The organism is Arthrobacter sp. EM1, from assembly GCF_029964055.1.
Lineage (GTDB): Bacteria > Actinomycetota > Actinomycetes > Actinomycetales > Micrococcaceae > Arthrobacter.
The window spans coordinates 1,502,912-1,523,633 of record NZ_CP124836.1 but is presented as its reverse complement, the minus strand read 5'-3'; the positions used below and the strand labels follow the sequence as shown (position 1 = coordinate 1,523,633).

At 65.7% G+C, this 20,722-nt stretch carries 18 protein-coding genes; 13 read left to right on the top strand and 5 right to left on the bottom strand.

Translation table 11 applies throughout. From position 1 onward, the window contains the following. Positions 1–26 precede the first annotated feature (26 nt). The gene (locus QI450_RS07045; RefSeq protein ID WP_226776045.1) at positions 27–980 is read right to left on the bottom strand and encodes a DUF4862 family protein; all 954 of its coding nucleotides are present in this window, start codon (positions 978–980) and stop codon (positions 27–29) included. A gap of 110 nt (positions 981–1,090) precedes the next feature. Here QI450_RS07045 and QI450_RS07040 point away from each other — a divergent pair, with 110 nt between their 5' ends. The 7 genes from QI450_RS07040 to QI450_RS07010 all read left to right on the top strand — a co-directional run bounded on the left by QI450_RS07040 (position 1,091) and on the right by QI450_RS07010 (position 9,381). Then, positions 1,091–2,734: an ABC transporter substrate-binding protein gene (locus tag QI450_RS07040; protein ID WP_226776044.1), complete on the top strand. Its 1,644-nt coding sequence runs from the start codon at positions 1,091–1,093 to the stop codon at positions 2,732–2,734. A 114-nt stretch (positions 2,735–2,848) separates the two neighbouring features. After that, positions 2,849–3,805 carry an ABC transporter permease gene (locus tag QI450_RS07035; RefSeq protein WP_226776043.1) on the top strand — a complete coding sequence of 319 codons (957 nt, stop codon included), beginning with the start codon at positions 2,849–2,851 and terminating at the stop codon, positions 3,803–3,805. A gap of 3 nt (positions 3,806–3,808) precedes the next feature. Further along, complete coding sequence (locus QI450_RS07030) at positions 3,809–5,899, top strand: dipeptide/oligopeptide/nickel ABC transporter permease/ATP-binding protein (protein ID WP_226776042.1); 2,091 nt, start codon at positions 3,809–3,811, stop codon at positions 5,897–5,899. Then, positions 5,896–6,702 carry an ABC transporter ATP-binding protein gene (locus tag QI450_RS07025; RefSeq protein WP_226776041.1) on the top strand — a complete coding sequence of 269 codons (807 nt, stop codon included), beginning with the start codon at positions 5,896–5,898 and terminating at the stop codon, positions 6,700–6,702. The genes QI450_RS07030 and QI450_RS07025 overlap by 4 nt, the downstream gene beginning before the upstream one ends. Positions 6,703–6,748: 46 nt before the next feature. Next, a complete protein-coding gene (locus QI450_RS07020) occupies positions 6,749–7,666 on the top strand; it encodes a dihydrodipicolinate synthase family protein (RefSeq protein WP_226776040.1) in 918 nt (305 codons plus the stop codon). Positions 7,667–7,710: 44 nt separating this feature from the next. Then, the gene (locus QI450_RS07015) at positions 7,711–8,649 is read left to right on the top strand and encodes an ROK family protein (RefSeq protein WP_226776039.1); all 939 of its coding nucleotides are present in this window, start codon (positions 7,711–7,713) and stop codon (positions 8,647–8,649) included. A 45-nt stretch (positions 8,650–8,694) separates the two neighbouring features. Next, positions 8,695–9,381: an N-acetylmannosamine-6-phosphate 2-epimerase gene (locus tag QI450_RS07010; protein ID WP_226776038.1), complete on the top strand. Its 687-nt coding sequence runs from the start codon at positions 8,695–8,697 to the stop codon at positions 9,379–9,381. Between the two features lie 151 nt (positions 9,382–9,532). On the opposite strand, the gene QI450_RS07005 is transcribed toward QI450_RS07010, so the two are convergent. Beyond that, positions 9,533–10,264, bottom strand: coding sequence for an FCD domain-containing protein (locus QI450_RS07005; protein ID WP_226776037.1), 732 nt, complete (start codon positions 10,262–10,264; stop codon positions 9,533–9,535). A 431-nt stretch (positions 10,265–10,695) separates the two neighbouring features. Here QI450_RS07005 and QI450_RS07000 point away from each other — a divergent pair, with 431 nt between their 5' ends. From QI450_RS07000 to QI450_RS06985, 4 genes are all read left to right on the top strand, one after another. Continuing rightward, a complete protein-coding gene (locus QI450_RS07000; RefSeq protein ID WP_226776036.1) occupies positions 10,696–11,124 on the top strand; it encodes an ester cyclase in 429 nt (142 codons plus the stop codon). Between the two features lie 375 nt (positions 11,125–11,499). Then, a complete protein-coding gene (locus QI450_RS06995; protein ID WP_226776035.1) occupies positions 11,500–11,757 on the top strand; it encodes an SHOCT domain-containing protein in 258 nt (85 codons plus the stop codon). After that, positions 11,754–12,326 carry a sulfocyanin-like copper-binding protein gene (locus tag QI450_RS06990; protein ID WP_226776034.1) on the top strand — a complete coding sequence of 191 codons (573 nt, stop codon included), beginning with the start codon at positions 11,754–11,756 and terminating at the stop codon, positions 12,324–12,326. Before QI450_RS06995 ends, QI450_RS06990 begins: the two co-directional genes overlap by 4 nt. 264 nt (positions 12,327–12,590) lie before the next feature. Then, positions 12,591–14,720 (top strand): copper-translocating P-type ATPase, encoded by a 2,130-nt coding sequence (locus QI450_RS06985; protein ID WP_282468143.1) that lies wholly within the window; start codon positions 12,591–12,593, stop codon positions 14,718–14,720. Positions 14,721–14,967: 247 nt separating this feature from the next. On the opposite strand, the gene QI450_RS06980 is transcribed toward QI450_RS06985, so the two are convergent. Beyond that, complete coding sequence (locus tag QI450_RS06980) at positions 14,968–15,327, bottom strand: metalloregulator ArsR/SmtB family transcription factor (protein ID WP_226774279.1); 360 nt, start codon at positions 15,325–15,327, stop codon at positions 14,968–14,970. A 4-nt stretch (positions 15,328–15,331) separates the two neighbouring features. After that, complete coding sequence (locus QI450_RS06975) at positions 15,332–16,561, bottom strand: MFS transporter (RefSeq protein WP_226774280.1); 1,230 nt, start codon at positions 16,559–16,561, stop codon at positions 15,332–15,334. A 118-nt stretch (positions 16,562–16,679) separates the two neighbouring features. On the opposite strand from QI450_RS06975, the gene QI450_RS06970 reads away from it, so the two are divergent. Continuing rightward, on the top strand, positions 16,680–17,006 hold the full coding sequence (locus QI450_RS06970) for a metalloregulator ArsR/SmtB family transcription factor (protein ID WP_226774281.1): 327 nt from the start codon (positions 16,680–16,682) through the stop codon (positions 17,004–17,006). Beyond that, on the top strand, positions 17,003–17,722 hold the full coding sequence (locus QI450_RS06965) for a cation transporter (protein ID WP_226774282.1): 720 nt from the start codon (positions 17,003–17,005) through the stop codon (positions 17,720–17,722). The genes QI450_RS06970 and QI450_RS06965 overlap by 4 nt, the downstream gene beginning before the upstream one ends. 80 nt (positions 17,723–17,802) lie before the next feature. Here the strand turns inward: QI450_RS06965 and QI450_RS06960 are convergent, their stop codons facing one another. Beyond that, a complete protein-coding gene (locus QI450_RS06960; protein WP_226774283.1) occupies positions 17,803–20,697 on the bottom strand; it encodes a GGDEF and EAL domain-containing protein in 2,895 nt (964 codons plus the stop codon). Between the last annotated feature and the right edge of the window lie 25 nt (positions 20,698–20,722).

Below are 20,722 nucleotides of genomic sequence, written 5' to 3'. Positions count from 1 at the left end.
CCATTTTGATGTTCAGGAACCTCCATCTACCCGACGTTGGCCATCACGAGGTCGCACATTTGACGCACCCGTGCGGCCCGCTCAAGGGGTGACGCCGCGGCCCCTGGCAGGCCGATCTTGAGACCAATGATCGGCGGCCTGCCGGCTTCGCGAAGGCATCCGGCGATTTCGCGGGTGGTAAGCAGGGAACTGGCCGGAGCTCCTTCGACCTCGACGGCAGGCAGATGGGCATCGATCCACGGGTAACCGAACTCGGTGGCTTCGGGGGAACACCCGGAAAACATCAGGCCGTTGAGAACTCCCGCTTCGCGCGCCTCGGCCACATGGGCTGCTGCCGTGCGCCGCTGACCTGTCTCGATGACGGACCGGGCCCAGTTCACGAGCATTCCGATGTCCTGGCCCTGCTCCCGAAACGCCCGGACGAGGTTGGTTTCGTCGCTGAATGAAAGAAATCCCTTTTCAGGAACCCGTCCGGGACGCGGTGCATCGCAGTGTTCAACCACTAGGGAGGTGCCCTGCCAGTCCCACCCTAGGATCTCCCAGAGCGACTCCGCGAAGGCCGCTGGAGTGCCATGCCCGGACGGAGCAGAATGCAACGCGACGGCCTCCACCCGGTGCCCCTGGTCCCGAAGGCCTGCGACATAGCCCAAGATCCCTGCCGTGAAGTCAACGGCGGCCCGACGCCCTTCCCGGTCCGTGGAGGCGAGTCCGAACCGCGCGTCTGCGCCGGCTCTCTGCATGGTTCCGGGAATTGCGGTGACCACCGCTGACCAGTCGGCGTTCGCCCCGGCAGGCCACGGGTCGCCGCCCCAGGCGCGGTAGGGAAGCTCGAGGCCGCGGATAGCGGCGAGTGCTGCGAGTTCCTCGAAGAACTGACTCTGCAGCAGCCCCTCGGGCTGGGCCGGATAGGCGCCGACGATCAGTGACACATTCTCTCCTTCGATCTGGATGCTGCGTACGTCGCCCGGGGGGTTCGCCAACTTGCGGTTCTACACCCGCTTGACGGGCCCGTGTGATGCCCCTTACAGTTTCCACTACAAGCATCGGACGTCCTACATCCGATAAATATACTCGAATGGTGAGGCAAATTATGAGCAGGACATCAATGAACTTGCCGCTGGTCAATGACGCCAGCCGCCGGAGCTTCCTCAAGTTGTCGGGCGCCCTGGGCATGGCCGCGGCTTTCACCACTTCTCTCGCCGCCTGCGGCGGAGCCGCCACCACAACGGCAGGACCGGGGGCAAACACTGCACCGATCAACAAGGACCTCATCATCGAAGCGGGCATCTCCTACGCCCTGTCTACCGGGTTCGACCCGCTGTCCGCTTCCGGGGCAACGCCGCTGGCCGCCAACCTCCATGTCTACGAGGGCCTGGTGGAACTTCATCCCGCCACCCGCGAGCCGTACAACGCCCTCGCCGCGGCCGATCCGAAGCAAGTCAACGACACCACGTACCAGGTGACCCTCCGCGATGGCGCGACGTTCCACAACGGCACCCCGGTCACCTCCGAAGACGTGGTCTTCTCCTTTACCCGTGTGATGGACCCGGCGAACAAGTCGCTCTTCTCCCAATTCATCCCGTTTATCCAGGACGTCAAGGCCATCGACGCGAAGACCGTCGAGTTCACGCTGAAATATGCGTTCCCGGGCTTCGGCCCGCGCATCTCCGTCGTCAAGGTCGTTCCCAAGGCCCTGGCCAACTTCCCGCTCGGATCGGATCAGCTCAAAGCATTCGACGCCAAGCCCGTCGGTACCGGCCCCTACAAACTGGTGTCCGCGGTCAAGGACGACAAGATTGTCTTCGAGGCAAACCCGGACTACAACGGGCCCATGCCGGCACTGGCCAAGGGCATGAACTGGCTCCTGCTCTCCGACGCCGCCGCCCGCGTCACGGCGATGCAGTCCGGTCGTGTGCAGGCGATCGAGGATGTCCCGTACCTTGACATTGACGGACTGAAATCGAAGGCGACGGTGGAATCCGTCCAGTCTTTTGGGCTGCTCTTCATGATGTTCAATTGCGCCCGGGCCCCGTTCGACAACAAGCTGGTCCGCCAAGCCTTGCACTACGGCTTGGACAAGGACTCCATCATTAAGAAGGCACTGTTCGGGAACGCCAAGGCCGCCAGCTCCTACTTCCAGGAAGGGCACCCGGACTACGTCAAGGCCAAGAATGTCTACGGCTATGACCCCGGGAAAGCCGAGGATCTGCTGAAGCAGGCCGGCGTCACAAACCTCGAATTTGAACTGCTCACCACGGACACAGCCTGGGTCAAGGATGTGGCCCCGCTGATGCTGGAATCCTGGAACAAGATCCCGGGCGTCAAGGTCACCCTAAAGAACCTGCAATCCGGTGCGTTGTACACGGACCGGGTGGGCAAGGGAGATTTCTCCGTCGTCGCCGCCCCGGGCGACCCGTCCGTCTTCGGCAACGACGCCGACCTGCTGCTGAGCTGGTTCTACGCCGGCGACACCTGGATGAAGGGCCGCGCGTATTGGGCCGCCACCCCGGAACGCGCGACACTTGTGGACCTCATGGCGAAAGCCGGGCGGTCCACCAAGGCTGAAGCGAAAAAGGTGACCGGCGACATCGTGGATCTGGTGTCCGAAGAGCTCCCGCTGTATCCGATCTTCCACCGCCAGCTTCCGAGCGCCTGGGATGCCAAGAAGCTCAGCGGCTTCAAGCCGCTGCCCACCACCGGTGTCGGCTTCATCGGCGTCGGGCGCACGGCCTGATTCCGGCCGAATAAGTCCAGGTCCGGGCGGGCCCCCTCCCGCCCGGACCTGGATGACCTGCCCCCCGGTGCCGGCTGAGGCCGGGACAAACTTCCACGAATTCCGGAGACAATTTTGGTCACGATATTGCGCCTGCTGGGCCGCAGGCTTGCGGCGCTGCCCCTGATGATCCTTGGCATTACCCTGCTGGTGTTCCTGGTCCTTCAGGCCGCCCCAGGCGATCAGGCGAGCAGCGCCCTGGGCGACGGTGCCAGTGAGGAAGCCAAGGAACAGTACCGCCAGAACAACGGGCTCAACGATTCCCTGGTTCTGCAGTACTTCCGGTTCCTCGGGAAGCTGCTCCAGTTTGATCTCGGGGTCACCACGCCGCCGGCAAAGTCGGTGGCCGACATGATCGCTGCCGCGTTTCCGCTGACCCTGCAACTGACCTTCTTGGGGGTGCTGATCGCCGTTCTGCTCTCGCTTCCCTTCGGCATCATCGGTGCACTCTACCGGGACAAATGGCAGGACCAACTGGTCCGGGTGTTCTCCATCGCCGCCGTGGCAACACCGTCATTTTGGCTGGGCATCCTGCTGATCCAGTGGTTCGCCCTTGGCGCCAGCCCGTCCTTCCCCTCGGGCGGCCTCGCAACACCCGAATCCGGCTTCGGCGGGTGGCTGAACTCGATGACGCTCCCGGCCCTTGCCCTCGCCATCCCGGTCTCCGCCTCCCTGATCCGTGTGGTCCGCACCTCGATGGTCGAGGAACTTGACCGCGACTACGTCCGGACAGCAATCGGCAACGGTGTCCCCTACCGGGAAGTCGTATCAAAAAACGTCCTCCGGAACGCGCTTGTCACACCGGTGACGGTCCTGGGACTGCGGATCGGCTATCTACTCGGAGGCGCCGTTGTGATCGAAATGATCTTTGCCCTGCCCGGCATGGGCCAGTTGATCCTCAACGGAATCACCAACCTCGACGTCAACCTCGTCCAAGGGGTGGTCCTGACCATCTCAGTGACCTTCGTAATCGTGAACATCGCCGTCGACCTTCTCTACCTGCTCATCAACCCCCGAATCAGGACGGTCTGACCCATGCGCAGCAAACTCGCTGAACGCCTCAGCGCCCCCGGAATCCGGTTCAAGGCCCTTCCATGGACCTCCCGGCTCGCGCTCCTCTTCCTGATGGCCATCACCGTTTCCGCCATCTTGGCGCCCCTCATCGCCCCGCACGACCCCCTGGAATCCTTCACCCCGGCGACGGCGCCCGGCGGGGAGCACCTCTTCGGCACCGACCGGCTGGGACGTGACATCTTCTCGCGCCTGCTCTATGGCGCGCAGTCCTCCCTGATGATCGGCCTGGGCGCCGTGTCGCTGGCCATGGCTGCCGGCGCGCTGCTCGGCTCCCTGGCCGCGACCTCCAGCAAACCGGTCAACGAACTGATCATGCGGCTTATGGACATTCTTATGGCGTTCCCCGGCATCGCCCTGGCCGCTGTGCTGCTGGCGGCATTCGGCAATACAGTGCCCACCATCATCGTGGCCATTGCGGTGATCTACACGCCCCAGCTCGCCCGGGTGGTCCGCGCCAACGTCCTCTCCCAATACGGCGAAGACTATGTCCGCGCCGCGCGGGTAATTGGCGCCGGCCGCTTCTACCTCCTGCTGAAGCACGTCGTGCGCAACACCGCGGCCCCGGTCCTGGTGTTCGCCACAGTGATGGTCGCGGACGCGATCATCCTGGAGGCTTCGCTCTCTTTCCTCGGCGCCGGCGTCCAGGACCCCGCGCCGTCCTGGGGCAATGTGATCTCCTACGGCCGCAACCTCGTCCTGTCCGGCGGCTGGTGGGCCACCACGTTCGCCGGCCTCACCATCCTGCTCACAGTGCTCGCCCTGAACATCCTGGCCGAGGGCCTCACGGATGCCATGGTCAATCCGAAGCTCCGCCGGGCACCCGTTGTCAAGGACGACGACGGGTCATCCCCCGCCGCTGTGGCCGTCGACGCCGAGATCGGCACCTCGGTAGCCCAAGGCTCCGTGCTGGAGCAGCATGAGCTCGACGTCGTCCGCGCCGCTGTGGCCGATGCTGTCCCGGAGGCCGGATGCCCTCAGGACAGGCAGGTCCCAACGGCCAATCCCCACGCCCTGCTGGACCAGGAGCTGAAACTGCTCGCCACCGTCGAAGCCGGACGGACCGACCGCCTCCCCCAGGTCTCCGACACCGCGCGCACGGTCCTCGAGGTCAAGAACCTATCCATCCGCTTCCCGGGGCGCTTCGGCGACACCGACATCGTGGACAACGTCTCCTTCAACGTCCGCGAGGGCGAAACCATGGGGCTCGTCGGCGAATCCGGCTGCGGCAAGTCCATCACGTCCCTGGCCATCATGGGACTGCTGCCCAAGACTGCCAAGATCTCCGGCTCGATCACCTTCAACGGCAAGGAACTGCTGGACCCCTCAACCGGCCACGGCAGCACCCAGGCCTACCAAGGTCTACGGGGCCAGCAAATCGCCATGGTCTACCAGGACGCGCTGAGCTCGCTCAACCCCTCGATGAAAATCAAGGACCAGCTGGAGCAACTCACCCGCCGCGGCGGTCGCAAGACCCCGGCCGAGCTTCTCAAAATGGTCAAGCTGGATCCCGTCCGCACCCTGGCCAGCTACCCGCACGAGCTCTCCGGCGGCCAGCGGCAGCGTGTCCTGATCGCCATGGCACTGTCCCGCTCGCCCCGGATCGTCGTCGCTGACGAGCCCACCACCGCACTGGACGTGACCGTCCAGCACCAGGTGGTGCAGCTGCTCAACGAGCTGCGCGAGCAACTGGGCTTCGCCATGGTGTTCGTCAGCCATGACCTCGCCCTGGTGGCGTCACTCGCGCACCGCATCACCGTGATGTATGCCGGGCAGGTCGTGGAGTCCGCGCAGGCATCCGCCCTGCTCCAGAACCCGCGGCACGAATACACCCGGGGCCTGCTCGGCGCCGTGCTCTCCATTGAGGCCGACGCCGCCCGCCTGCACCAGATCCCCGGCACAGTACCATCACCGAGGGCGTTCTCCACCGGCGACAGGTTTGCTCCCCGTTCGCTGCGGCCCGACGCCGACCCGGACCAGCGGCTCGTCCTGACCCCAGTTGACAAAAAAAGCGACCACTACTGGGCCAGCCACCTCAAGGAGGATGCCAAGTGAGCACACCAACCGGCAAGCCCGTGATTGAACTGAAGAACGTCAAGGTTCACCACCGGGCCCGAACCGGCGGCCTCTTCCGGCCCAACATCGTCAAGGCAGTCAACGGAGTGGACTTCACCATCAGCCGCGGCGAGACCGTGGGGATCGTCGGCGAATCCGGCTGCGGCAAATCCACCCTTGCCTCCGTGCTGGTGGGACTGCAGACCCCCACCTCAGGTGCGGTGTTGTTCCACGGGAAGCCCGCCATCAAGCGGAACGCCGCCCTGCGCAGGGAATTTGGCCGCGCAGTATCGGTGGTCTTCCAGGACCCGTCCACTGCGCTCAACCCCCGGATGACCATCCAGGACATCCTCACCGACCCGCTCAAGATCCACGGGATCGGCACCGCGGCGACGCGGGCAGCGAAAGTCAAGGAACTCCTCGCACTAGTCGGGCTGCCGTCATCCGCCGCCGAGGTCACGCCTTCGCAGGTATCCGGCGGCCAGCGCCAGCGCGTTGCCATCGCCCGCGCCCTGGCCCTGGACCCGGACATCATTGTGGCGGACGAGCCGACCTCGGCGCTGGACGTCTCGGTCCGGGCCCAGGTGCTGAACCTGCTCTCGGACCTAAAGACTCAGCTGAACCTCGGTATGGTCTTCATCTCCCACGATATCCAGACGGTCCGCTACGTCTCGGACCGGATTTGCGTTATGTATTTCGGCGAAATCGTGGAACAAGGTCCCGCCGGAGAGGTCTTCGACCATCCCGGCAACGACTACACCAAGAAACTGCTCGGCGCCGCACCCAGCCTGCTGCACCCCTGATCCCCCCATCCTTTCCCAACTCACCAAACCATCATTGGAGATACCTTTGTCTACCCAATTCCAGGGCGTCATTCCCCCGGTCGTCACCCCCCGCCACACCGACGGCAGCATCGATACCGACTCGCTGAAGAACCTCACCCGGCACCTCCTCGACGGCGGGGTGTCCGGCCTCTTCGTCCTCGGATCCTCCGGCGAGGTCCCCTACCTGACAAATGCCGAGCGCGAACTCGTTGTCAGCACCATCGCCGATGCGAACTCCGGCAGCGTGCCGTTGATCGTCGGCGCCAACGAACAGACCACCAACCGCGTCATCGAGGAGGCCCGGAAGGTCATCGACCTCGGCGCCGATGCGATCGTTGTGACCTCGATGTACTACGCGATCGGCAACGCCGAGGAGACGGAAACCCACTTCCGCGCCGTACACGACGCCGTCAGCGCGCCGATCTTCGCCTATGACGTCCCCGTCCGCACCCACTTCAAACTGCCCACTGACCTGCTGGTCCGGCTCGGCCGCGACGGCGTGATCGCCGGCGTCAAGGACTCCTCCGGCGACGACGTCGCTTTCCGCCAGCTCCTGCTGGCCGCCCGGGACATCCCCAACTTCGACATCTTCACCGGTCACGAGGTCGTCGTCGACGGCGCCCTGCTCGGCGGCGCCCAAGGTGTCGTCCCGGGCCTGGGCAACGTGGACCCCCGCGGCTACCGGAGCCTTATGGACGCCGCAGCAGCCGGCGAGTGGGCAAAGGCTGCTGCCGAGCAGGACCGCATTGCCGACCTCTTCGAGATCGTTTACACCCCCAACGGCCGGGTCTCCGGCGGCGCGGCGGGCCTCGGCGCGTTCAAGACGGCCCTGCAGCTTATGGGCGTCATCGAGTCCAACACCATGAGCACACCCATGCCTTCCCTGAACGAGGACGAAACCACCGCCATCAAGGTCATCCTTGAACGCAACGGCCTGCTCTAGGCTCCAGTGTTCACGGACCTAGGGAACTTGGATTGAGGAGGAACATGGCGCACGCCATCGGTGTGGACCTTGGCGGCACCAAGACTGCAGCAGGACTGGTCTCGGAAGACGGCAAGCTGCTGTTCTCGGAGACCACCCCAACACTCAGCCGTGCCGGCGGCGAGGCTGTCCTGGACGCCACCGCGGCGCTGGTGTCCAGGATACGGCTCCGGGCCCAAGCCAACGGCATCACCACCATTGGCGTCGGGGTGGGCTCCGCCGGCGTGATCGACGCAGGGCGTGGCGTTGTGGTTTCCGCGACCGACGCGATCCGGGGTTGGGCGCGGACGGCGCTGACCAAGGGCCTTGCAGGGCGGCTGGGGCTTCCCGCGGCCGCGGTCCGTGCCGTGAACGACGTTCACGCCCATGCACTCGGCGAAGCGTGGCGCGGTGCCGCGGCTGGGACGGCGAGTTCGCTGCTGATCGCGTTCGGAACCGGTGTGGGAGGAAGCCTGGTCCTGGCCGGCACGCCGGTCCTCGGCCACCGCTTCGTGGGCGGTCACGTGGGGCACCTCGCATCCCCGTACGCGTACTCCGGCGGCGAGGCGCTGCCGTGTTCCTGCGGCAACTCGGGCCATGTGGAGGCCGTGGCCTCCGGGCCGGCCATCCACGCGGCGTTCCTGCGGCTGGGCGGCTCCCCTGCAGTCCCGGACACCCGAGCAGTCTTTGCCCTGGCGCACGACGGCGATCCTGCGGCGGGAGAGGCCGTCAGCACCGCGGCCGCTGCGGCTGGCCAGGCGGCCGGCGGGCTTCTCAATATCCTGGACCCCGAGGTATTGGTAGTCTCCGGCGGGCTGGCCGACGCCGGCGAGCTGTGGTGGGAGCCCATGGAGGCAGCCCTGCGCCGGGAACTGCTGGCCCCGCTCGCCCGCATGCCCGTCCTCCGCGCCACACTGCAAAACTCCGCGGCAGTCGTTGGCGCCGCAAAGCTCGTCTTCAACTGACCGAACCTGTCCGCCAACACCGGGCCACACAGAAACAAGGCACTTATGATCCTGACCCCCGACGGCCTCGAGTCCCTCCGCTCCAGGCTTATCGTTTCGTGCCAGGCCTACCCTGGCGAGCCGATGCGGGATCCCCGCACCACCGCGCAGCTCGCGGCCTCCGCCGTCATCGGCGGTGCCGCAGCCGTCCGGGTCCAGGGGCTGGCCGATATCCAGCACACCAGGGCCGCCGTCGAGGTCCCGGTCATCGGGCTCTGGAAGGATGGCCACGACGGCGTCCTGATCACCCCGACACTGCGGCATGCCCTAGCAGTCGCCAATGCCGGAGCGCATATCGTGGCCATCGACGGCACCCGCCGGCAGCGCCCGGACGGGTTGAGCCTGGCAGCGACAGTCGCCGGCATCCGTGGCGGCTCCCACGCGCTCGTTATGGCCGATTGCGGCTCCTACGACGACGCTGCAGCGGCCGTCGACGCCGGGGTCGACCTGATCGGCACCACCCTCGCCGGCTACACCAGTGAACGCACCAAGACCCAAGGCCCTGACCTTGAACTCCTCGAACGGATCGCCGCTGCAGCCTTCGGGAAACCGCTCATCGCCGAAGGCCGAATCCACACACCGGAGCAAGCCCGCCAGGCGCTCGGCGCCGGCGCGTTCGCCGTCGTCGTCGGCACCGCCATTACCCACCCGGCCACCATCACCGGATGGTTCACTGCCGCGCTGCACTGCTGAGGACTGGCGCCATGGCACGGACTCATCGCGGGCATCAACTCCGAAGGGCGTTCCTCCCGCACGCCCGCTGCGGCGCGCCAAACCCGGCATGGCTCCGGGACCCCGACCAGTGGTTCGGATTGATGCGAACGCGCCTGGCCCGCCTTGGCCTTTAGCTGGCCGCGACGTCCTTGAGCTTCCGGCGGATGCCGTCGAAGTGGCGTTGGAGCCGCTCGGAGGCCAGCGGCTTGTCCTTGTCGACCACGGCCTGGAAGATCTCCCAATGGACACGGGCCTGATCGCCCAGATCCACGGGTCCTGAGCCCAAAGCCTGATGGATCTGCCGGTAGACCTTCCAGAAGACATCCATGAGATTGATGAGAAGCTCGTTGTTCAGGGGCGCGTAGAGCCTGCGGTGGAACTCCGCATCCAGTTCGGCCAGCGGCTCGCCTGCTTCCGCGGCAGCGTCCATCAGCTCCATGGTGGTGCGGAGACCGTCGAGGTGCTCCTCGGTCATGAGGTCGATCGCGGACCCGATGAGTCCGGATTCCAGCGCCTGACGCACGTCAATCAACTCCATGGCCTCTTCACCCCGGTGCCGCAGCGACAGACGGCCGCGGAACGCCAGCCCGTCGGTCAGTGCACTGAAGTTGTTAGGTGCCACGAACATGCCAAAACCGTGCCGGATCTCTATCACACCAAGCGCCTGCAACACCTTCAGGGACTCCCTGACAGTGTTACGCCCGACACCCAGCACCGCCGAAAGCTCACTTTCAGTCGGCAATGCGTCCCCAACGTCCAGTCCCTGTTCTAGGATGAGGTCCATGATGCGCGTCTGCAGCGCATGGGACCTGATCTGAGCGCTGAAACGGGCCGGGGACACTACCTGGGATTCGATGCTCATGTCGCTCCTTCTGGCCGTGGCTGTGATCGACCACTCTTATTAGTCAGCCTACAGGAGATGGGACGTCCAATGTCCAGTTCCCCTGCGACGACTCGAAGATATTTCTGACCCCTGCGCCGATGCACTGCTGATCCAGGGTGGCCGGAACCGGCGCCCGGCCCCCGCCACCAGGATGTGCGTTTAGGGGCCTCAAGCCTGGCCGCCGGAATGCGGAACCGCCGCCTTCCGGTAAGTTATTCACTGCCGTGTACCGGCCGCGGCAACTTAACGCCGCGAGAGCCACCGCACCCCGCTCCTATCCCCGCGTCGGCTCCCGGGAGAGAAGTTCCAAGACGCCACCCGCTCGGAGCTATCAGCGGGGTCACGCCCCCCTTGCCTGCATCCGCTGCGGCGACCAGACTTAGTTGCAGGAGCCGATCCGGGGAGAAACGATGGGAAACAAAGACGAACTGCGGCAGGCATACGGGCGCCTCATCGCCGCCGTCACGGCGAATGACGAGGATGCGCTGGCCCGGGTCGTCAGCGCCGACATCGTGGACCATAGCGCCGATCCAGGCCAGCTTCCAGGCTCGGCTGGAATTATTCACTGGATGCAGGGAATGCATGCCGGCCTCTCCGGCCTCACGGGAACGATCGAGGATACCGTCGCGGAGGGCGATAAAGTTGCAGGCCGGATGACATGGCGGGGGACGCATACAGGGCCGTTTCTAGGCCTGGCGGCCAGCAATAAACCCGTGACGGTGGCCTCCATTCACATCCTCCGCTTTGAAGGCGGACTAGCTGTCGAATGGTGGGGCGTGCCTGACCTCTATGGAGCGCTCACTGCGATGGGCGCCCGCGTCGAACTCCACGCTGACTGATCTCCGCACACACCGGTCAGTCGTTGAACATCCCGGCCAGGTAATCCGCCGTCAGGGCCGCTCCCGAGTACATGTCGCCACGCATAGGACCTGCCAAAGCCTTTGGGTTCCAGACCTTGCAACAATTCCCGGTTCACCCACGCCGTCGCACGGCGGCGGCACATCGTTCCGACTCGAGCCCATCGACGCCGGCGCCAACCATAACGAAGTCCAGCTCAGCCGTCACCCCCTCGTCCGTCTCAATGACGTGGAAGGAATGATCCTTAAGGCATTTCCACGGACCAAACGCCCCCGGTCTGCACCCGCGGCGCTCGGGGCGTAAGCCTCTGTTCCAAGGCTCTGCGGGGCCATAGCGTTGTTGCAGGAGGTTTGATCATGATGGATGGCTGGTACGGGTCTGGCTGGGGCATCGGCGCATGGGTGGCCATGGCCGCATTGATGCTGATTTTCTGGGGCGGCGTGGTGACCGTGGTGGTGCTGCTGGTCCGGCGACCCCATGGCGGCGATGGTGCAGGCGCGCCCCTGCCGCCGCACCACAACGCCGAGCGTATTCTCCATGAGCGCTTTGCCCGCGGGGAAATCGACGAACAGGAGTTCACTGCCCGGCGGGCGGCGCTCAGGCGCCAGGAATGAAGGCTATATCCCGCCGCGGGCAGCTGTTCCTCGGGATCGCCGCCACGATTCTTCTAACGGCACTGTCCCTCGTCGCTGTTGGACTCTTCGGCGGACTGGTGAATCCCGGGGTCACCGGTTTTCCGGCCCGGAACCGGTGCGTCGCCCCGGATCTTCCCGGGCCGGTCATCAGCGTGTCACTGACCAACATGGGCGGTCCCATGATGGGCGCGCGCAACGGCGGGATGGGCGGGGCCATGCGGATGACGGCAGACCGCAGCACGCTTGCGCACGGCGCGGTGTCCTTCCTGGCCGCCAATGCCGGCACCCTCAGCCACGAACTGGTCATCCTGCCCCTCGCCGCCGACCAGATCCCCGGCACCCGCCCGATCGGCGCTGACGGACAAATCGACGAGGCCGACAGCCTCGGGGAAGCATCCAATACCTGCGCCGAAGGAACCGGTCAAGGGATCCTGCCCGGAACCACAGGCTGGGTGACCGTCACCCTCCCGCCCGGACGCTATGAGCTGGTCTGCAATCTGCCGGGCCATTACGCCGCCGGGATGTACACACAAATTACGGTGAACTAGGCTCCCGCACCACAGCCAGCGACCACGCGGCGGTCTGTCCAGTGCTCGGTTCGCAAGACGTGGCTCGTGCCATCGACTCAACACGGCAGGTTCCACCCCAGGCGAGAATCCACTCTCTCGCCCATCGTCGACGCATCGGATAAGGGGACAGACATCCGGACCTGCTTGTCAGCTATACCCCCTGGGGGTATGTTTGGGATGTTGTCAGTGAAGTGCTTTGTCCGAGCCGCCCGCAGCCGGGGAAACAACATAAGGAGTACACCCATGGACCACGACCACCACCACGGACGTGCCGCCCGGCAGGACACGTCCGGCGTTCCCCTCAGCAGGTCCGTCGTCGGCAACGCTCCTCACTCCCACCCCGGCCATGGCGGCGGCATGGATGATGAGCACATGGTGCACACCCAGGGCCAACACGCCGGACACAGCGTCGCGATGTTCAAGAACAGGTTCTGGCTGACGCTGGCCATGTCCGTGCCTGTCGTGTTCTTCAGCCCCATGTTCGGCGGGCTGCTGGGCTATACACCCCCGGTTTTCCTGGGCTCGGCCTGGATCCCGCCGGCGCTGGGCACGGTGATCTTCTTCTACGGCGGGCAGCCCTTCCTCAAAGGTGGCCTGGAGGAACTGAAGAGCCGAAAACCGGCCATGATGCTGCTGATCGCCATGGCGATCAGCGTCGCATTCATCGCCTCCTGGATCACCAGCCTCGGGATCGGCGGGTTCGACCTGGACTTCTGGTGGGAGCTGGCCCTGTTGGTGGCGATCATGCTGCTGGGGCACTGGATCGAGATGCGCGCCCTCGGCTCCGCACGGGGTGCCCTGGACGCTCTTGCGGCTCTGTTGCCCGACGAGGCAGACAGGATTACCGCTGAGGGCACCGAAACCATCAAAGTCAGCGAGCTTGCGGCGGGGGACACCGTCCTGGTCCGCTCCGGAGCCCGAATGCCGGCCGACGGCACCATTGTTGACGGCCAGGCAGAGTTCGACGAATCGATGATCACCGGGGAATCCAGGACCGTCCTCCGCTCATCCGGGGATAAGGTCATCGCCGGAACCATCGCCACAGACAACACCGTCCGCGTGCAGGTCACCGCTGTCGGGGACGACACCGCCCTGGCCGGAATCCAGCGCCTCGTCGCCGAGGCGCAGGCCTCCTCCTCCAAAGCCCAGGCCCTGGCCGACCGGGCCGCCGGTTTCCTGTTCTACTTCGCCGCCGGCGCCGGGGTCCTCACGTTCATCGTCTGGTCACTGCTGGGCAGCGTCCCCGACGCCGTGACCCGCACCGTCACCGTCCTCGTAATCGCCTGCCCCCATGCCCTTGGCCTGGCCATCCCCTTGGTCATCGCCATCTCCACCGAGCAGGCGGCACGGGCCGGTGTCCTGATCAAGAACCGGATGGCACTGGAGCGCATGCGCACCATCGACGTTGTGCTCTTCGACAAGACCGGGACCCTCACCAAGGGCGAACCGGCACTCAAAGACGTCGCGACCGCCCAAGGCGTGGACCGGAACGATCTCCTGGCACTGGCAGCAGCCGTGGAAGCAGACAGTGAGCACCCGGTGGCACGGGCCATCGTCCGCGCCGCACGGGAGCAGAACCTGACGATTCCAGCGGCGTCCGGATTTTCGTCCATGACCGGCCGCGGTGTCCGCGCCACGGTCGACGGCAGGACCATCCACGTCGGCGGCCCGGCACTGCTCCGTGACCTCGAAGCCCACGAACCGAAATCATTGGCCGCCGCCACCGGGGCGTGGATGGACCGTGGCGCAGCCGTCCTGCACATCATTGACGGGCAAAGGATCCTCGGGGCCGTGAGCCTCGAGGACGCCGTCCGCACCGAATCCCGCCAGGCCGTCAAAGCCCTGCAGGACCGCGGCATCAAGGTCGCTATGATCACCGGCGACGCCCAACAGGTCGCATCCGCCGTCGCCGAAGAACTCAATATCGAAGAGGTGTTCGCCGAAGTCCTCCCGGCAGACAAAGACAAGAAAGTCGCCGAACTGCAGGCCCGCGGACTCAAAGTCGCCATGGTCGGCGACGGCGTCAACGACTCCCCCGCGCTGGCCCGGGCCGAAGTGGGCATCGCAATCGGCACCGGCACCGATGTCGCGATGGAATCCGCCGGTGTGGTCCTAGCCGGCAACGACCCCCGCGCAGTCCTGTCCATGCTGGACCTCTCACGGGCAAGCTACCGGAAAATGTGGCAGAACCTCATCTGGGCCACCGGTTACAACATCATCTCCGTCCCGCTCGCCGCCGGCGTACTCGCCTTCGCCGGAGTCGTCCTCTCCCCTGCCACGGGAGCCGTACTGATGTCCATCTCCACAGTGGTCGTAGCCCTGAACGCGCAGCTGCTGCGCCGGCTAAAACTCAACCCCGCCCAAGTCCGTTGACCCCGGCAGCGGCCAGTGTGCACTGGAGCACATCCGGTCCGTCAGATAAGCACAAGGGTGCATCGGCCATGGGTGTGGAACAAGCGCGCTGACTACACCCGTTACCTTGTGGACCCGGCACGGCCAAGAGAACCAGCAGTACGGCATAGATCAGGACGACACCAGCTGCGGCCGCGACCGCCGCATCCCAAAAGTTCATGCCCTGGCTTCGTCCGGGGTTTGCCGCACTTCGCGTCTGGCCCGCAGCTCAGTCATGGACGGATTCACCGGTGACTTTGTGGTCGGCGTGGTTCAGGCCTTCCATCACGAGACGGGCCAGGTGTCCGCCGGCGATGCTGTAGATAATGTGGCGGCTGTCCTTGCGGGTGGTGACCAGACCGCTGAAGCGCAGTTTGGCCAGGTGCTGGCTCACCGAGGTCCGGGACGCCCCGGTGCGTTCCACCAGGAAGCCGACGTCCGAGGGTTCCTGGGCCAGGAGCCAAAGAATATGCAGCCGGGTGGGGTCAGAGAGCATCCGAAAGGTAGCGGTGGCCGCGTCCAGGCGGAGAGCGTCGGGGGCGTCCGGGTGTTGGAGGCTGGCGGCGGGGGCGCCTGTAATGTTGTCCACCGGCTCAGCCTTTCGTCGTCTCCGGCACTGGACCGGTCCTGAACGCCGCGGGCCAGAACTTGAAGGCCGCTGCCGTGCTGATGGCAGCCACCGCTGCCAGTACGGCGGCGGCCGCTGGCTGTCCCGCGACGGCGCCGACCCAGCCGGCCACGGGGTAGGTGATGATAAAGCAGGCATGGGAGAGGGAGAACTGGGCCGTGAAGATATACGACCGGGTTCTGTCCGTCGCGGCGCGGCGCAGCAGACGGGCAGAGGGTGTGTTGATCATCGAGGTCCCGGCGCCGAGCAGGGCCCACAGTCCCAGCAAGACCGGCCACGTTCCCGGTACGGCCAGCAGCGCGAACGCCCCGGCGAGTCCGAACGAGACCAGCACCGCTCCGGCCCGCATAAAGGCCCGGTCCGGTAACCTGTCCAGGATCGCCGGTGCCGTCAGCGCCACGGCCATGGAACCGGCGCCGTAGCAGGCAAGGGCGATGGCGACGTCGGTGTTGGAGCCGCCGAACAGGTCCCGGGCGTAGACGACGGTGTTCACCAGCACCAGGGCGGTCGCGGCCGCGACGGCCAGGTTCAGCGCCATCAGTCCCCGCAGCTCCGGAGTCTTCGCAAAGATCCGGGCGCCAAGGGTGGTCCGGTGCCAGAGGGTTCCTTCCTGCCGCACCGCCGGTGCGACCGGAAGGCGCGTTGTGACCACCAGGGCCGCCGAGAACAAGAACCCGGCCACGGTCCCCAGGAAGAGCTCATGAAAAGAGACCACTGTCAGCAGGGCCGCCGCAAGCGCCGGGCTGAGCAGGGACTCCAGGTCATAGGCAAGCCTGGAAAGCGAGAGCGCCCGGGTGTAGTGGCGTTCCTCGGGAAGTACCACCGGGATCAGCGACTGGAACGCCGGGGTGAACGTTGCCGAGGCGCTCTGCAGCACAAAGACCAAGACGTAGATCTGCCATGCCTGGTCCACCATCGGCAGCATCAGGGCAATGCCTGCCCGGATCAGGTCCGCGCCGACGAGCACCGCTTTTTTAGGCAGTCGCTCGACCAACGCCGCCATCACCGGGGCCACGAAAACATAGGCGAGCATCTTGATGGTCAGCGCAGTACCCAGCACCGCCCCGGCCTGGCCGCCGGCGAGGTCAAACGCCAGCAGACCCAGCGCCACGGTCAACAGGCCCGTGCCCAGCAGGGCGACGATCTGGGCCGAAAAGAGCTTCCGATAGGCCGGAACGGCCAGGACTTGAAGCAACGCGGCTCCTCACGGTAATGGCGAACAATCAACAAGTGCTTACATGTGCACATATTAGCCTAGCCCATAAGAACAATACAGAATTGTATGAATACATTCCCGCGTGTACTTTAGAGTTATGGAATCCCTTACCCGCGCTCCAGTGCTGGCACGGTTCGGCTACGCTGTCTCCGACCCGACCCGGGCCCGGATCCTGCTGGCGCTGGCCGAGGCGCCAGCCTATCCCTCCGACCTGGCCGATTCCCTCGGCGTCTCACGGCAGAGCATGTCCAACCATCTGACGTGCCTGCGCGGCTGCGGACTGGTGGTGGCCGTCCCCGACGGCCGCCGGAGCCGGTACGAGCTCGCCGACGAGCGGTTGGGCCACGCCATCGGCGACCTGCTCGGCGTCGTCCTGGCCGTGGACCCGGCCTGCTGCGCCCCCGACGGGACGTGCCTGGCATGACGGCCCTCTCGCTGGGACCGAACCCCGTCCGCCGGGCAGTGCTAAGCCGGCGCATCCGGCTGTTCGCTGCCGCCACCATCAGCTACAACGTCATCGAAGCGGTCATCGCCCTCTGGGCCGGCGGCGTCGCGGAGTCCTCGGCCCTGATCGGCTTCGGCCTGGATTCCGTAATCGAAGTGGCATCCGCCGTCGCCCTGTCCTGGCAGTTTGCCGCCCGGGATCCGGAACGGCGGGAGCACCTGACCCTGCGGCTCATCGCGATCTCCTTTTTCGCCCTCGCAGCCTTCGTCACCGTCGATTCTGTCAGCTCGCTGGCCGGCGGCGGCGAAGCGCGGCACTCCACGCCCGGCATCATCATCGCCGCCCTCAGCCTGGCCATCATGCCAATGTTGTCCTGGCTGCAGCGCCGCGCCGGACGGGAACTCGGCTCCCGGTCTGCGGTGGCGGACTCCAAACAAACCCTCCTGTGCACCTACCTCTCTGCCGTCCTGCTGCTCGGGCTGGTGTTGAACAGCACCCTGGGCTGGTGGTGGGCCGACGCCGGCGCCGCACTTCTGATCGCCGTGATCGCCGTCCGCGAAGGCCTCAACGCCTGGCGGGGCGACGTCTGCTGCACCGTGCCCGGCGGCACGGCTGATCTATCGGCGGTGGCGGCAAAGACCACCGGGGTGGACGAATCGTACGCCTGCTGCGGTGGCTGTGATTCCTCGCCCTGATCGACGGCTGTGGCCCCGGGTCCGGGTTTGGGCTCCACCCCGTCCGGCAGGTCGAGCCGGAATTACCGTTTATTCCACAGTCACCGGGCGCGGGCTGCCGGAGCCAGGAAACCCTCCAAATGCACGAGCGGTGACACGTCGGGGGACGGCCTCGAGAAAAGGTAACCCTGCCCGAATCGGCAACCCATCTTCAGCAGTAGGTCCAGTTGCCCGGTCGTTTCGATGCCCTCGGCGACGACCTCCAGCTTCAACGAATCCGCCAACCGAATGACGCCTTCCACAACCGCCCGGTCGTGTGCGGACGTTTCGATATCGCGCACGAACGTTATGTCCACCTTCAGCAGGTCGATGTCGAAGGCCCGAAGGTGGGAGAGGGATGAATAGCCCGTGCCGAAGTCGTCGATGGCAAGTCGCACACCGATGTCGCGGAGTTCGTGGAACATCTTGGCCGCGGAGCCGATCGCTTCGATCATCGCACTCTCGGTGAGCTCCAGCCAGAGTCGTTCCGGCGGCAACCCGGAGATGCTGAGAGCCTGCTTGACCACGGCGCCGAAGTCGTCCCGCGCGAACTGACGTGGAGACACGTTGACGCTGACGGCCATGGCGCCGTCCAGCGCCGCGGCGGCCCGGCACGCCTGGTTCAGGACCGTGCTTCCGATCTGCTTGATCAGGCCTGTCTCTTCGGCGATAGCGATGAAGTCACCCGGCAGCACGAGCCCGCGCTCGGGTCGGCGCCAGCGAGCCAGTGCTTCGGTGGCCACGACCGTTTGGTTCCGCAGATCCACTATCGGCTGGTACCAGGTCTCGATCTGGCCCAGGTCCACCGCGCTGCGCAGGGACATTTGGGTGTCCAGCGTTTGTGCGACCCGGCCGCGCAGCTCGTCGTCGAAAACTTCGTATCGCGCGCGCCCGTGGTCCTTCGCCAAGTACATGGCCTGGTCCGCGTTACGCAGAAGCGATTCAGGGTCATCGTCGCCGACGCCGAAAGCGATGCCGATGCTGGCATCCACGGATGCGATGTGCTCGCCGATCAGGATCGGCAGGGCGATGGATTTCTGGAGCTCATCCGCGAGCCGGGCGACGTCTTGCCGGCTGTCGACATCTGGGCAGACGACGACGAATTCGTCGCCGCCGAGGCGAGCCACCGTGTCCGACGCCCGAGTGCCGCGGCGCAGCCTGTCGGCGACTTCGGTCAGGACCAAGTCGCCGGAGTGGTGCCCGAGGCTGTCATTAACGACCTTGAACCGGTCCAGGTCGATAAACAACACGGCCACACCCTTGCCGTGGCGTCCCGCCTGGAGAAATGCCTGGGCAAGCCGGTCCAGCAGCAGCAGCCGGTTGGGCAGGTTCGTGAGCGGATCGTGAAAAGCGAGGTGCTCCACACGGGCCTCTGCCAGCCGGCGGGCAGTGATGTCCTCCAGCTGGTACAGGAGACCCCCCACGTGTTTGCCTTCGTGGATTTCAGCGACACTGACCTTCACCCACGTCTCCTCGGCATCGCTGCGCCGCATCCGTCGATCCATACGCTGCCGGGAGCCCTCCAGCAGCCCGGCCGGCAGGGCATCCTGGCCGACTGTTTCGAGCGGCATAAAAACCGCCTCAATGGACTCATCCAGCACACCTGTCGACCGGCCGGTCAGATCGAAGAGGCGCCGATTGGCCTCCAGCACCCGGCCATCGAGCGACACGATGGCGGTTCCGAGCGGGGACCAGGCAAAGGCCGCCTCGAACCGTGCCCGGGCGGCCGTCGCCGACTCCTCCGCGGCCCGCAGGGCAGTCACGTCCGTGATGCTGGCCAGGTGTCCGGTCACGGTTCCCTCATCGCGGATCGGCGTGGTGGTGACCTGCACCGAGTTGACCTGCCCGTCCGGCATGCGAAAACGAATCGTGCTCGAATAGGAGGTGCCGGCGGAGACGCATTCTCCCCATGCGGCCAGTACCCGTTCGACGTCGTCGGGGTGCAGCGCGGAGGACCAGCCGCTGCCCAGGGACTGGACCAGGGTCAGCCCGCTCATATTGAGCCACTGGTCGTTAGCGGAGAGAAGCCCTCCCCCGGCGTCGAGCTGCACGATGCCGACCGGTGCAAGCCGGACGAGCGCCTGGAGCGCGTCCGCTGTCTCTGCCAGTTCCCCGGTCCGAGCCACAACCATGGTCTCGAGCATGTGGTTTGTCTCGGCAAGCCTCCTCAGCGCGGCCTCACGTTGCCCATCGAGTTCGCGAAGCCTTAGCGCCGCCAGCCAGGTGAACGCGCAGCCGAGGAACGTCATGCTCAAGACGAGCATCGCGACGGCGAAAGGGGTGTCGAACCAGCCCATACGCTGCGCCGTCAGGCACATCCAGCCGAGGGCGAACGGACCACCGATGAAGAACGGTATCGCCGGGCGAAGCAGCTTTCCTGCGCTGCCTGCGTCCCGCGACAGTCCGGCCAAACCAGTGGAAGGGTGCTGAAGCAGTATCGCCGCCGACAGCACTGCAATCCCGAGGGCCGTGGGCAAGGCCATGCTGGTGTACCCACCAACGGTGTAAAGAGAGGAAACGCCATAGATATAGCCGAGGATCGCGATATGACTGATGCCCAGGGCTGCGAGGGCCAGCGCGCTTCGGACAAGTCTGCCGGAAAGGACGGAGCCGCCCAACACCAACAGCGAGAAGGCCGTGGACGGCGCCATCCGCGGCAGGCTCCCGCGCCACTCGATTCCCGGCAGCAGGGTATCGATGCCAAGCGAGGTTCCCAGTATGTTTTCGACAAATGACAGGCCGCCGATGACGAATATAGCCGAACCGAGGACTGCGGTGAGACGCCGATGGTCAACTGCGATCAGCGAAATCGAGAGGAGCACTATTCCCAGCGCCGCCGTCGGCTTCATCGAGAGTAGCCCGCTCGCCAGCAGTGCACCTCCGGTGTACCAGCCGAACAGGACGGCGAGCCCTACTGCGCCGACCAGGGCTGCTCCGGTACGCCCAACCAGCTGCATGTCATTCCCTTGTTCCCGAAGGGGG

What these genes read in the sequence shown, in the direction of transcription:
- QI450_RS07030 (WP_226776042.1), top strand. Translation starts at nt 3,809, where the DNA reads ATGCGCAGCAAACTCGCTGAACGCCTCAGCGCCCCCGGAATCCGGTTC.
- QI450_RS07000 (WP_226776036.1), top strand. Translation starts at nt 10,696, where the DNA reads ATGGGAAACAAAGACGAACTGCGGCAGGCATACGGGCGCCTCATCGCC.
- QI450_RS07040 (WP_226776044.1), top strand. Translation starts at nt 1,091, where the DNA reads ATGAGCAGGACATCAATGAACTTGCCGCTGGTCAATGACGCCAGCCGC.
- QI450_RS07015 (WP_226776039.1), top strand. Translation starts at nt 7,711, where the DNA reads ATGGCGCACGCCATCGGTGTGGACCTTGGCGGCACCAAGACTGCAGCA.
- QI450_RS06995 (WP_226776035.1), top strand. Translation starts at nt 11,500, where the DNA reads ATGATGGATGGCTGGTACGGGTCTGGCTGGGGCATCGGCGCATGGGTG.
- QI450_RS07005 (WP_226776037.1), bottom strand. Translation starts at nt 10,264, where the DNA reads ATGAGCATCGAATCCCAGGTAGTGTCCCCGGCCCGTTTCAGCGCTCAG.
- QI450_RS06960 (WP_226774283.1), bottom strand. Translation starts at nt 20,697, where the DNA reads ATGCAGCTGGTTGGGCGTACCGGAGCAGCCCTGGTCGGCGCAGTAGGG.
- QI450_RS06965 (WP_226774282.1), top strand. Translation starts at nt 17,003, where the DNA reads ATGACGGCCCTCTCGCTGGGACCGAACCCCGTCCGCCGGGCAGTGCTA.
- QI450_RS06990 (WP_226776034.1), top strand. Translation starts at nt 11,754, where the DNA reads ATGAAGGCTATATCCCGCCGCGGGCAGCTGTTCCTCGGGATCGCCGCC.
- QI450_RS06985 (WP_282468143.1), top strand. Translation starts at nt 12,591, where the DNA reads ATGGACCACGACCACCACCACGGACGTGCCGCCCGGCAGGACACGTCC.
- QI450_RS06970 (WP_226774281.1), top strand. Translation starts at nt 16,680, where the DNA reads ATGGAATCCCTTACCCGCGCTCCAGTGCTGGCACGGTTCGGCTACGCT.
- QI450_RS07010 (WP_226776038.1), top strand. Translation starts at nt 8,695, where the DNA reads ATGATCCTGACCCCCGACGGCCTCGAGTCCCTCCGCTCCAGGCTTATC.